Raw genomic sequence first — 12,901 nt, forward strand, 5'->3', positions numbered from 1 at the left:
CCAATCGCTAGTTAGATACAGGCGACTGGTTATTTTTCTGGATGGATATTTCGAGCTCCGTTTGTTCATCTGTTAGTTGTAACATTTCGAATATTTGATTCACCCCTCTCTGGTATCGACAATGTTTACCTCAAGGCCGTGACATTTAAAATTGTGGTTAGGATTTTTCCCAACCTCATCTTTTTGAAGTTCATACATAGCTAATTTATAATTTATTTCTTCCATATGTTTCAAACTTTCTTCAATTTTCTTTTGTAATTCAATTTTATGTTTCTTTAACATTTCCTCTCTTTCTAAATAGGTGGAGTTCCCCATCTCATAGGATTCCTTGTAGTCTTTAATTTTAGAAAGCGGCATTCCTGTTTCTTTGAGACAAAGAATAAAAGAAATCCAATCGATTTGTTGTTCGGTATAAACTCTATTCCCTTTTTCATCGCGCGAAATATTCGGTAATATCCCTTGCTCTTCATAAAATCGAAGTGTCTTTGCAGTTATATTATAATTCTCCACCACATATTTCATTGAAAAAAACATCTGATCGCCTCCACAGTTACAGTTACTGTAACTGTTATTTTATCACAATAGAAAATTATTAAAAGTAAATCGTTTTAAATTACGTGTTAAATTCCTACTTTACTTCCCCTTAGGTTAACCTGATATTCTTGAGAAGAACTTGTGATTGGGATGAATGAGATAGGGTTACCTCATCTGTTCCATAAATAAGCACTTAGAAATCAAAATACAAAGGAGAACGTACAATGAGTAAATTTAATAACTTGTTTGAATCCTTTACATTCAATAAAGGGATTACCTTAAAGAATAGAGTGGTTATGTCTCCGATGACGACATGGTCAAGTAATGATGATTACACGATTTCCGATGAGGAAGTTGCATATTATAAAAAAAGAGTGAATGGTGTAGGTTTAGTTATCACGGGCTGTACTCATGTCCTACCCAATGGTATTGGATTTACACATGAATTCGCCGCATATAATGATTCATTTATCCCTAGTCTAAAAAAATTGGCAGATGCTGCTAAGAGTGGAGGAGCTCCAGCAATTCTTCAATTGTTCCATGCTGGAGATAAAGCGATTGCTGAATTAGTTCCTAATGGTGACGTGGTAAGTCCGAGCGGTGTTGCTCTGACTGAAGCAGTATCCCCTAGAGAACTCAAGCATGAAGAAATTCTGGAAATTATACATGCGTTCGGTGAAGCTACAAGACGTGCAATTGAAGCTGGTTTTGACGGTGTTGAACTCCATGGAGCCCACGGTTTTTTACTTCAAAGCTTTTTATCTCCATTCTTCAACAAACGTCAAGACCAATGGGGGGGATCACTGGAAAAACGTCTAAGTTTTCCAATAGCTGTTATTCGAGAGGTGAAAAAAGCTATTGAGAGATATTCGACTAAACCATTTATTTTAGGTTACCGCATTTCCCCAGAGGAACATCAACAAGATGCCCTTAGAATGAAAGATACTTACGCACTGATTGATAAACTGATTGAAGAAAATGTTGATTATGTTCATGGTTCCTTGGTACAAGCCCTTACGTCAAAACCAAAATATAACCAAGATAACAAAAAAACGTATCTTGAGCTGATTGTTGAACATGCCAACAATCGGATTTTTGTAATTGCAGCGGGTGCCTTGGAAAGCCCAGAGAATGTCTCTCAAAGCATGGAGAAAGGACTTTCGTTAGCGGTAATTGGACGTGTATTAATCTCCGATCCAGAGTGGGTTGAAAAAGTTCAACAAGGAAGGGAGGCGGAAATTCAAAACGTGATTAAATCATCCAAAGTTAGTGATCTTTTGTTGCCAGCGAAACTATGGGGTGTCATACAAAATGCAGGTCCATGGTTTAAAGTTGAACAATAAAGAAGATGAAATATCAAAAAAAGGACGCTAATAATAGCGGCCTTTTTTGATTTTAAGAACTTTTGTATTAATTTATCCGCTTCAACAAAAAAAGCTTCACCTTCACTTGCATAGCTGCACATGATATATTGAGTGTATATCAACCAAAGGAGTGTGTGATCCATTATGGCACGTACACAAACACAAAAAGCATTACGCAAAGCAGAGCGGTCAGGTCAATGGTGCTCGGAACAGAGCCGAAGAGTTAACGGAGATTATGGTGCGTTATCCCAGCATGTGCGGCTCATGCCTACGAAGCAGGAAAAATTGCAAAAGGTCAAACACAAGAAGCAGATCATCCAGGATGGTGGTGCTTCTTTTTATTTTGTCCATAAGGACCGGATTGCTGGATAAGTAAGACATTGAATTCTTTCTTTGGTTGGAAAGTAATGATGTGGACTGTTAAAATCAATCTTAATGAACTGAACTATGAATCCTTGTATATCTAATGAAGGGAAGAACCTATACATATGACAACAGCGCTGCACATGAATAAAAAAATCGTTCGGCGTTTTTTGCTGCAAACGCAAGCTTTACTGGGACGTTGGCCCGCAGTTTCCTTACCTTCGGGACCCGATCAAGTTTTGAGTTTGATTCGCTCCCTTGGTTGCGTGCAGATCGATCCTGTGGCTGCTGTAACCGGAAACCAGCATTTGGTGCTGGGTGCTCGTGATCCTGGTTATACTGCTGACAGCTTAAATACGCTGCTGAGTGATCACAAGGTGTTTGAATATTTTGCAAATGCTGCCTGTGTCATTCCAATCGAGGATTATGCTCTCTTTGAACCTGTGCGTGCCCGATTAAGGGAGCGTCTGGCTCCGTCCTTGCAAGGTCTGGAGAAAACAGTGCAGCATGTGTTACAGCGTTTGAAGGAAGAAGGACCTTTACCTTCAAGAGCCTTTCGTGCTGTTGAGCGGGTAAGTGGTTATTGGGACAATGCAGATGTGCCAAAGACGAAGGATACCACACTTGCTCTGAATTTACTGTTAGACTCCGCTGTGATTCGTGTGGTGGCGCGGCAGGGGAATGAACGTTATTTTCATATTACCGAATCCGGATTGCAACAACAGGGACTTACGATAAAAGAAGATATGGATGTGTTGGCCCAGAGACAGGCTCTGCTGGATAAATACATTCATGCGTATCGTGTCGTAGATGCCCGTGATCCCCGTCTGGGTTGGCTAAAATCTACAGCGGCTGAACGACGCGCCGATATTGCTGACCGTGTGTCAGATGGGCGAATGATCCCGCTTAAGGTGGAGGACGTGGCGACGCCTTATTATATACGTGCTGAAGATGAGGATTTGCTGCTGCACATGGAAAGGGAAGAGCCACACTATGATCCGTCAGGCCCGGTCCGTTTCCTGCCGCCACTGGACAACCTGTTATGGAGAAGAGAACGTATTGTCGATTTATTTGATTTTCATTATAAATGGGAGATTTATACGCCAGAGGTGAAAAGAACCTACGGTTATTATGCCATGCCTATTCTTCACGGTGATCGGTTGATTGGACGTATGGACCCACGACTTGATCGCAAAACGGGAGTACTTACCGTTCGTTTGTTATCAATGGAAGAGACTGCTCCACCTGTGGAGGAATGGCTTACGGATTTTCGGGAGGGGCTTCAATTTTTTGCGTCCATGCATGGAACTCGTTCGATCTCTATTGAGAATACGGTACCGAAAGAACTGAAAAAGCAGCTTAAATCGATTTGATTAGGGGATATACGAAGGAGTGTATGGATAAGGGAATTGGAATCAGTGTGTGGAATTAAAAAGGACAAAAAAAGGGGAGCCAACTGGCTCCTCCTTCATTGATTTTAAAATCATATCTTTAGCATGATATACGCAGTAAGCTCTAACAAAAACCTAAGCTCACGTCCACGCCAAAACTTCTTTAGTTCACCAAATGAGGCACTTCAACGTTCGGATCAACGTCTGCTTCATAATCTACACCATCGGTTTCAAAACCAAACAGTTGGAAGAATTCGCGACGATAACCTTCCAGATCGGACAGATCGTAGATGTTCTCTGTGGTCAATTCATTCCAAAGCTTCGCCACTTCTTCCTGAACGTCCGCTCTCATCTCCCAATCGTCAATGCGAATACGACCTTCTGCATCGGTTGGAACTTCTCCTCCCGCATACAGGCGATCAGCGAACAGACGTTGCAACTGCTCGATGCAGCCTTCGTGCAAGCCTTTTTCTTTCATGACTTTGTACAATGCTGAGATATACAACGGCACCACTGGAATCGCGGAGCTGGATTGAGTCACCAGCGCTTTGGCTACAGTTACGTACGCACGTCCACCTTGGGCACTCAGACGATCATTCAGCTTGTGTGCAGTTGCTTCCAGATGATTCTTGGCCTGACCGATGGAACCATCACGATAAATGGCATGTGTAAGTTCAGGACCGATATAAGAGAAAGCGATGGTTGTTGCATCATCGGCAAGCACGCCGCCTTGTTGCAGGGCATCCATCCATAGTTCCCAATCGTCTCCACCCATAACGGTTACCGTCTGACGAATTTCTTCTTCGTTTGCCGGTTCAAGGGTAACGGAACTAATTTCGCCTGTGTGGAAGTTTACCGTTTTATTCGTGTAGGATTGTCCGATAGGCTTCAGCACAGAGTTAAATACTTCACCCGTGTTCGGATCGGTACGACGTGCCGAGGCTACGCTGTATACAACCAGATCGACTTGACCGAGTTCACTGCGAATCAGTTCAACGGCTTTGTCTCGTGTTTCGTTTGCGAATGCATCACCTGTAACGCTGTACGATTTCAGGCCTGCTTCCTCAGCGGCTTTTTCGAATGCAGCGGAGTTGTACCAGCCTGCGGAAGCCGTACGTTTCTCTGTGGAACTGCTTGGACGATAAATGCCGACTGTATTCGCTCCAGCTCCAAAGGCAGAAACAACGCGTGACGCCAGACCGTATCCAGTGGAAGCACCGATCACGAGCACATTACGCGGTCCTTTCAGCTCAGGCTGGGATTTCACATAATCAATCTGTTCCTGCACTTGCGCAGCGCAACCTACAGGATGGGAAGTGGTACAAATAAAACCACGTGTTCTTGGTTTAATAATCATTTATTTGCATCCTTTCATATTCAGCTCATGTTTCAGCATTTCGATAAAATGCTCTTACACATACTTTCTTATTGTAAAACAATTACCTCGGAAACGGAAACCGTTTCGTTTGATTTCGCCGGAAGGGTGGCGTTATATCTCTAATTTTGCGATGATGTGAATAGAATGTACTCGTTTGTTAGGATAGAAAGGACAGGGATACCATGCTGAAGGAACGCATTGAACTGTTAAGCAAAAGAAAACAAATCTCACGTAAAGACCTTGTGGAAGGTCTGGTCACGCAGGCCCACTTTGCCAATATCCTGGCGGATCGTTATCCTCTACCTGAGGACTTGGCAGAAGCCATCGCGGGGCGTCTTGGGGTATCCCCTTCCTATATTCTAAAGGCTGCGGCTCAGGACGAGGAAACACTCGAACGGGCAGAGGTTATTTTCGAACAAATGTCTGTTCCAGCGTCGGCGATATCCGAAGATACGGTGCATGCTCTGGCAGATCGGGATGACACGCTGACCGTAGAGTTGACAACGGCCTTGATGAAGGCGGTCTATTATCAGCAATTAAACGATGCAACGGCTCATGAGTATATACATACGTCCTACCTCAATTTTTACCTGGAGAAATACGGTCGTCCAGACGATATTAATCTGCCGCGTCCGTTAATCAAGGCACTTTTATTCTATAAAATACAATATTATCGCTCCAAAATGGCCTTTGTAGATGTACTAACTCATGCAACCAGGCTAAGTGAGTTGGCGCTTCCTGGCAGTGAATTCTGGTTGTCTGTGCAAAATATCAAGATGGAGGCCTACATTCAGGTCAAACAGTATGAAGAGGCAAAACAGGTATTCGAGCTTACAATGCGTCATGTCTATGATCAGCGGATGTTCCATCGGTTGTCCGGGTTATATGTGGCGTATAGTGGTTATTGTTTCGCGATGGGGCTGGTTCAGGAGGCACTCTCGGCATTAACGATGGCGGAGGCAAACCTCGTGTATGCGGGCAACAAGGGAGATCTGGTGACGGCGATTGCCAACAATCGGATTGTCATGCTGACGATGACAGGTGAACTGGATCAGGCACAGGCGGAGATTGAACGATTTGAATCGCTATTGCAGCATGAAACGGAAGAAACACAGCTCGCGATGCAGCCGCTCGTCAGTGTGTATCGATGCGAAGTGGCTCTGGCACGGAAGAACTGGGGCGTGCTTGCGCAGAGTGTAGATCAACTCTTGAAATGTGCAACAACACAGGACCAGCAGATGAGCGCAACCTTCTACCAAAGCCATCTGGCTCTTGCGCATGGAGATCGCGAAGTTTTCATGGAGCGGGCGCTTGCCTGTCTGCCTTATTTTGAATCCGCACAGCATGTCATGCGGCTTGAACCGTTATATGAGGGGATGGCCGTAGTATCCGAGGATCAGCGGAAATACAAGGAAGCAGCCATGTATTTTCGAAAGCTGGTATATCTGTTACGCAAAAAATAGACTGGATTAAAAGTAATGCTAGTAATAAAGGGTGTTAATCAGAAGGATAAAAGAAAAAATAGAATTGAGAATGCCCTTTTGATAAACGTCAATCATGAGTTGGTTATCCTTTGAAGCATTAAGGATAAAACCCCAAAAAAATGTTGAATAACGCTACTGACATACTGTTGTCAGTAGCGTTATTTTATTATCAATTAAGTAAACATAAAGGGATGGAAGGCCGATTCTGACCCAAAAAATGATATGGCATTTTATTATATAACAGGAAGGGTGATATTTTATGTATTTTGCTTCTTTACGCATTATTACCGACGATGTGGATCGTCTTGTCGAGTTTTATGAGAAAGTCATGGGTGTTTCGGCGGTACGCCCCGCGCCTGTCTTTGCTGAACTTGTTATGCCATCGTGCACCCTGGCGATTGGCCACTCCCAGACGGTGCCACTGTTTGGCATTGGTTCTGCAGTGGCGGCCGACAATCACACTGTCATCCTCGAGTTCCGCGTCCACGATGTCGATGCCGAATACGAGCGCTTGAAGCCGTTTGTGGACGAGTGGGTAAAGGAACCGACCACGATGCCGTGGGGGAATCGTGCTGTGCTGTTCCGTGATCCTGATGGCAATCTCATTAACCTCTTCCAGCCAGTGACCGAGGAAGCGATCAAACGTTTCAGCGGTAGGGGCTGATTCTAGAAGAACAGCTTACTCAGTGTTAAAGATTGAAAAAGTGTGTAGTTTGAAAAACTTATGGGTTAAATCCCACTGTTTTTGGCATGATTTTGTGCGTTGCCAACGCACATGGCACAAAATATGGCCGTCAATGGTGAAATGAAGATCGGATTAGCAGATCTTTTTTTGCGGAATTAGCATACTTCCTTACCAAAGAAACGATTATCCAGTAATTCAATTGCCGGATTTTTCGTTTTTTTTGTATACCGTCAGAAGGGTATTCAAGGACAAGCCGCGGTGTTTATAATTTAATTATAAATACGTGTTAAAAAGTCTGGTTTTCAGTACCGAGAAGATGGAATGAAGCTAGAAATGGAGTAGCGGAGCGTAGGAGACCTACGTGAGCAACTAAAATGTTTCCGAAGGAAACATACTTCGTAAGCATCTGCTTATTCGGCTGAATTTCAACTTCGATGCTGATGATGCCGCTAGGCATGATTCGTAATCAAAAGTGGACTTTTTGAACAACTTCTAAAAACAAATAAAACAAATGAGGTGTTTACTATGGGATGGTTCGGTAAAAAGAACAAACAGGAAGATGCGATTGCCAAAGCGGATAAAATGATGAATAAAGGACTCACTGGCATGATGATGAAAGGTTTTGTATCGAAAGAACATCGGGAGGCCATCAACCAAAGTCTGGATTCGGCGAAACAGGCACAGTTGGCAGCGAGTGGTTCTCTGCCTTTAACAGCTACGGCTACGGTGGTGACAATCACCGATACAGGCAAACTGATCAACTTTGATCCGATTGTTGTGCTTGTGTTGGATGTGACAGAAACGAATGGCAACCAGTATCAGCGAACATTGGAGACATTGGTGTCCAAAATGCAGATTCCACGAGTAGGCGATCGGGTGGGATTAGGTCAGAATCCAGCGAATCCGTCCGAACTGATCTACATGGGTCTAGTGTCCATCTAGAAGGTATTTGGTTATAGGACAGCGATGCTCTATATAAATAATGCGTATAACAACGGTTAATAGATACATTATTAAAGGAGTTGATAGAGATATTAAGAGAAGGATTAAGAGAGGGTGGGTCATATGGTAGGTTTCCTGAGATTGATTGGCATATTAACGGTGTTTGGAGTGGGGTTCTCCCCATTTCTGGCACAGCAGCTGTGGAACGATCCGTTTATGATTATGCAGGCATGGTGGTATACTCCGGCAATCTTTGCCGGGTTTGCACTAATCTTTGTTCCTGCGATTTTGAGCAATATTTTTGGCGTAGGTCGAGTGAAGACAGGTTTACCAGCAGTTGGGGTCATTAAGACTATACAACAGACAGGTACGTATATTAATGAACAGCCTGAGGTTCGATTGGGTCTGACAGTTTCGCTTAAAGGGCGAGAGAAATATGATACCGAGATGAAAGCAGTCATTCCATTGACCTCCCTGGCACAGTTCCAACCGGGCAGTTTCATTCCGTTAGTCGTTTCTGTAAAGGATGAGCGCAAGGTAGGACTTGATCTAAAAGGGCGGTTGTCGCAAGAAGATATGCAGCAATTACTGGATGAGAAGATGGTACAGCAGGGGGTATCGCCTGAAATGATGGATATTGCGAGAACAGGTGAAAAAGCGATGGCCAAGATTCTCGATGTCACTCCACTTGGGAGTGGAGGCAGTAATAAGATCAAGCTCCAGCTCAAACTCAGCATAACAAAGACGAACGGTGAAACCTTCAATGTGACAACGCAAAAAGAGATTTTGTCATCTGCGCTGCCGCAGGTGCAGCAAGGTCATATCATTAACGTCATTTATTCAAGGCAGGACCCAACAAAATTGGTACTGGCATTGAATATACAGGAAGGACAATTAAGTGACTTGTTCTCCTCCTGAGGATGTGGACAAAAGGAGGACCTACAGATCATGTTTATGACGTGTAGGTCCTCCCTATTGCATTTGGTATGTACGAGAGATGCAAGCAACGGACTACTTTCAGACAATACCAAGGCGCATGCGATAAGAAAAGAGTACTCTTCTGGATTCTCCGTCAAATACACGATTAGCCAGCGCTCTGAACTCGTCAGCAGCTGTTAATAGATCATCCGCTCCAAGCTTCAACGCTGTTTGCAGCCCGCCTTGGCTCAGGGCGAGATTGACATATCGATCGGCAGTGAATGTCTCGTGGTGATGAAACACGATTTCCCGCACATATCGGAACAGCCCGGACTGCTGAATCTGCTGCAAATGCCCATCTTTGCTCCATTTGTGTGCCTGACTATCCTGGGGAGCCAGACTGGCTGCTCGTTGATCTGCTTCCTTATTCAACTGCAGATAGGCTTGTTCTAACTGCCAGTCTAACATTGGCGGCCAGTCGCAATCGTAGGCTGCAAATATGCCCCCTGTACGAAGAACACGTGCAAACTCGCGTAGTGTGGGTTGCGGCTCCATCCAGTGAAACGATTGCGAGCAGGTCAGCACATCCACACTGCCATCTGGTAGTCCTAGGTCGTGAGACAAGCCGGACACAAACCGCAGGTTATCCGGCTTCCCGGCAGATTCCCACTTGGATTCTGCTACAGACCTCATGTCATCGCTGGGTTCAAAGCCGATGATACGTTCAGCTTCATTAAGCCAGATCCACGAGGATAAGCCGGTGCCACAGCCAATATCTGCGACCATACGCGGTGTGTTGCCAAGATATGTCGTTAGAATATCCACCACTTCAGTGGGAGCAGCTGGTCGGTTCTGATCGTATAACGTACCAAAACCTTTGAAACGTTCCACATTGTTGCGTCTAATGTCTTGCATGGATAATCCTCCTTCGGTCAGATGGATGACGGAGAGTCAGCTGTGATCAAAAGTTGTATAGGCCTATATTATATCATTCATTGTTGGGTAGTTTGTTCATGACGTTCTGCAAATGTTCAACGGCTTTGATATGACGCCTGAGCAATTCCTGTCCAACATGAACAGGCTCGATTACGGTCAGCTCGGAACCAAACGACAGCAGGAAGGAGTAGAGCCATTCCCCTACATTCAGTTCGAGAGACACACGGAGCCTGCCATCAGGCTCTTTTTTAATGAGGGACGGTTCGAAAAAATCATACACTCGGTATGCTATGTTGCTGGAGAACGAGAGTGTAAGAGGAGTCAGGACAGGAGTTGCTTCTGATTCAGGGTAGGTTGACCCCGCATGAACAGGGTGATCGTGTTTTCTCGTTAGAAAAGTCAATTGGGTAATCCGTTTCATCTTGAATGTTTCGAATTCTTTCCGATCAGGATCATCATGAATATACCCTTTGAAGTACCATGTACTGTTTTTGAAAATAAGCTTCTGTGGTTCTACAGTCGGCATGCTTTTCTCACCATCCGAATTAACATAATGAAACGTAATCAGTTGATTCGTTAATATGGCTTGTTTCACCTGATTGAACAATTCTCTCTCTTGCAGGGGGATGCTGCCCCATGGTGAGAAATTGAATTCGATCCAATCCAGCTTGTGATCAAACAGGGCGGTCAGCCGTTGCAACATATGGGCACTATTAAGGTGTGGGATTGCGCTGATGCTGTATAGTCCCATCAAAATTTCGTTCTGGTCCTCTTCCGACAACAGGGACTTGTCCATGACATAGTTATCCATCAGATGGATACCGCCATGCTTGCCGGTCGTCGTATAGACGGGGATACCCGCAGCGCTCAGCCGGTCGATATCACGGTACACCGTACGAACAGAAATCTCGAACATACGGGCGAGTTCGGGTGCAGTGGCTTTCTTTTTCTCCAATAACAAAAGCAACATTCGAAATAATCGGTTATTTTCCATGCTCTGATTATACCATGACAATAGGTGTCAGGGTATGGATGGTACACTGGTGTAAAAGTCTTACCAAGACATTTTGACTCAGTCTTATAATTTGTGTTCTTCATTTATTGCGAAGTAGTGAAGGGGACGATATCGATTCTGACGAAACGAAGTGTTCGCCTTTATCATCGGATTTTTCCATTTAGAAATAAGAATAAAAGAAATCCGAGGATAACAGCGATCAGAAGAACGATTCGTGACCGGAACGGCTACTCGCATAATATCAAGCATTTTATATCGAAATGAGTTAAATATGAAGGAGGAACTGGTCATGACAATGAAAGAAGGATTTTACTGGGGTGGCGCAACGGCTGCCAATCAATTCGAGGGTGGATGGAACCAGGGTGGCAAGGGGCCTAGCACGTCTGACATGATGACAGGAGGAACCCACACGATTCCACGCCGGATTACACCTGTACTGGAAGAGGGGACGTATTATCCGAGCCATGAAGCGGTTGATTTTTACGGACATTACAAAGAAGATATCGCGATGATGGCAGAGATGGGCTTCAAAATGTTCCGCATGTCCATTAACTGGTCCCGGATCTATCCGAACGGTTACGATCTGGAGCCAAACGAAGAGGGATTGCAGTTCTACGATAACGTCTTTGCCGAGTTGAAAAAGTACAATATTGAGCCGCTCGTAACGATCTCCCATTATGAAACGCCATTCGGTCTGACACAGAAGTATAATGGCTGGGCTTCCCGTGAAGTCATCGATTGTTATATCCGTTATTGTACAACTCTCTTCAACCGCTACAAAGATCAAGTGAAATACTGGCTTACGTTCAACGAAATCAACTGTCTGACGATGCCGATGGGTGCTTATATGGCTGCAGGTATTCTGTTTGAAGGCAAAGAGACACTGGTGGACGGAGTGGATGATCCACAGACTCGTTTCCAGGCATTACATCACCAATTCGTTGCGAGTGCCAAAGCGGTGAAGCTGGGACATGAGATTAACCCTGATTTCCAGATCGGCTGTATGGTCGCTTTCATGACAACCTATCCAAATACTTGTAACCCGGACGACATGTTGCTTGCACAGAAGAAAGACCAAATCTCCAATATGATCTGCGGTGATGTACAGGTTCGTGGAGCATATCCTGGATTCGCCAAACGTTTCTTCGCCGAAGAAGGTATCCAGATCGAGATGCAACCGGGAGACGAGCAGACTTTGCGTGAAGGCTGCGTAGACTTCTATTCCTTCAGTTATTACATGTCTCTGGTTGAGAGTGCGGACGAGTCCCTCGAGAGAGCAGAAGGTAATCTGCTGGGCGGTATCAAAAATCCATATCTCGAAGCTTCCGACTGGGGTTGGCAGATCGATCCAAAAGGACTGCGTTACACACTGAATCATCTGTATGATCGTTATCAGATTCCACTGATGGTGGTTGAGAACGGTTTGGGTGCTGTCGATGTGGTAGAGGAAGACGGCTCCATTCAGGATGACTATCGCATTGATTATTTGAAAGGTCACATTGAACAGATGAAAGAAGCGGTAGCTGATGGCGTAGATCTCATTGCTTACACCATGTGGGGATGTATCGACCTGGTTAGTGCATCCACTGGAGAGATGAAGAAGCGTTATGGCTTCATTCATGTCAACAAGGATAACGACGGTAACGGAGATTTAAGCAGAACACCGAAGAAGAGTTTCCACTGGTACAAAAAAGTCATCGAATCCAATGGTGAAGTGTTGTAATTTGGTATAAAAATCAAGACCCGTCTGTTCCTTGAAATAGGACAGGCGGGTTCTTATAGGTTCTGAACTCGTTCAGGATGGATTCAGGATCAAATATAAGAATATAAAAATACCCGGCAATCCTTCAGTTAAGGAAAGCCGGGTATTTCTATGTGCATGCGCTGGTGG

The 12,901-nt window shown here is 44.6% G+C and carries 12 protein-coding genes; 8 read left to right on the forward strand and 4 right to left on the reverse strand.

Annotation, left to right across the window (positions count from 1 at the left end):
* Positions 1-99: 99 nt before the first annotated feature.
* On the reverse strand, positions 100-534 hold the full coding sequence (locus tag QVE09_RS21830; protein WP_315938475.1) for a MerR family transcriptional regulator: 435 nt from the start codon (positions 532-534) through the stop codon (positions 100-102).
* Between the two features lie 224 nt (positions 535-758).
* Here QVE09_RS21830 and QVE09_RS21835 point away from each other — a divergent pair, with 224 nt between their 5' ends.
* From QVE09_RS21835 to QVE09_RS21845, 3 genes are all read left to right on the forward strand, one after another.
* Positions 759-1,877: an NADH-dependent flavin oxidoreductase gene (locus tag QVE09_RS21835; protein WP_315938476.1), complete on the forward strand. Its 1,119-nt coding sequence runs from the start codon at positions 759-761 to the stop codon at positions 1,875-1,877.
* Positions 1,878-2,042: 165 nt separating this feature from the next.
* Positions 2,043-2,270, forward strand: coding sequence for a hypothetical protein (locus tag QVE09_RS21840; protein WP_315938477.1), 228 nt, complete (start codon positions 2,043-2,045; stop codon positions 2,268-2,270).
* 116 nt (positions 2,271-2,386) lie between these two features.
* Entirely contained in the window at positions 2,387-3,634 is a 1,248-nt protein-coding gene (locus QVE09_RS21845) for a DNA glycosylase AlkZ-like family protein (protein ID WP_315938478.1), read from the forward strand.
* A 181-nt stretch (positions 3,635-3,815) separates the two neighbouring features.
* Here QVE09_RS21845 and fabV read toward each other — a convergent pair whose 3' ends face one another.
* The gene (gene fabV / locus QVE09_RS21850; RefSeq protein WP_315938479.1) at positions 3,816-5,009 is read right to left on the reverse strand and encodes an enoyl-ACP reductase FabV; all 1,194 of its coding nucleotides are present in this window, start codon (positions 5,007-5,009) and stop codon (positions 3,816-3,818) included.
* A 203-nt stretch (positions 5,010-5,212) separates the two neighbouring features.
* Between fabV and QVE09_RS21855 the strand changes: the two genes are divergently transcribed.
* The 4 genes from QVE09_RS21855 (at position 5,213) to QVE09_RS21870 (ending at position 9,059) form a co-directional block, all read left to right on the forward strand.
* Entirely contained in the window at positions 5,213-6,493 is a 1,281-nt protein-coding gene (locus tag QVE09_RS21855) for an XRE family transcriptional regulator (protein ID WP_315938480.1), read from the forward strand.
* A 280-nt stretch (positions 6,494-6,773) separates the two neighbouring features.
* A complete protein-coding gene (locus tag QVE09_RS21860) occupies positions 6,774-7,178 on the forward strand; it encodes a VOC family protein (RefSeq protein ID WP_315938481.1) in 405 nt (134 codons plus the stop codon).
* A 546-nt stretch (positions 7,179-7,724) separates the two neighbouring features.
* Positions 7,725-8,141, forward strand: a complete 417-nt coding sequence (locus QVE09_RS21865; protein ID WP_074096159.1) for a hypothetical protein — start codon at positions 7,725-7,727, stop codon at positions 8,139-8,141.
* 123 nt (positions 8,142-8,264) lie between these two features.
* Entirely contained in the window at positions 8,265-9,059 is a 795-nt protein-coding gene (locus tag QVE09_RS21870) for a hypothetical protein (protein ID WP_315938588.1), read from the forward strand.
* A 99-nt stretch (positions 9,060-9,158) separates the two neighbouring features.
* Here the strand turns inward: QVE09_RS21870 and QVE09_RS21875 are convergent, their stop codons facing one another.
* Together QVE09_RS21875 and QVE09_RS21880 are read right to left on the reverse strand one after the other, a co-directional pair.
* On the reverse strand, positions 9,159-9,974 hold the full coding sequence (locus QVE09_RS21875) for a class I SAM-dependent methyltransferase (protein ID WP_315938482.1): 816 nt from the start codon (positions 9,972-9,974) through the stop codon (positions 9,159-9,161).
* A gap of 73 nt (positions 9,975-10,047) precedes the next feature.
* Positions 10,048-10,989 carry a helix-turn-helix transcriptional regulator gene (locus tag QVE09_RS21880; protein ID WP_315938483.1) on the reverse strand — a complete coding sequence of 314 codons (942 nt, stop codon included), beginning with the start codon at positions 10,987-10,989 and terminating at the stop codon, positions 10,048-10,050.
* A 310-nt stretch (positions 10,990-11,299) separates the two neighbouring features.
* Between QVE09_RS21880 and QVE09_RS21885 the strand changes: the two genes are divergently transcribed.
* Positions 11,300-12,733, forward strand: a complete 1,434-nt coding sequence (locus QVE09_RS21885) for a glycoside hydrolase family 1 protein (RefSeq protein WP_315938484.1) — start codon at positions 11,300-11,302, stop codon at positions 12,731-12,733.
* Positions 12,734-12,901 lie beyond the last annotated feature (168 nt).

The organism is Paenibacillus sp. ClWae2A (genome assembly GCF_032452295.1).
GTDB lineage: Bacteria > Bacillota > Bacilli > Paenibacillales > Paenibacillaceae > Paenibacillus.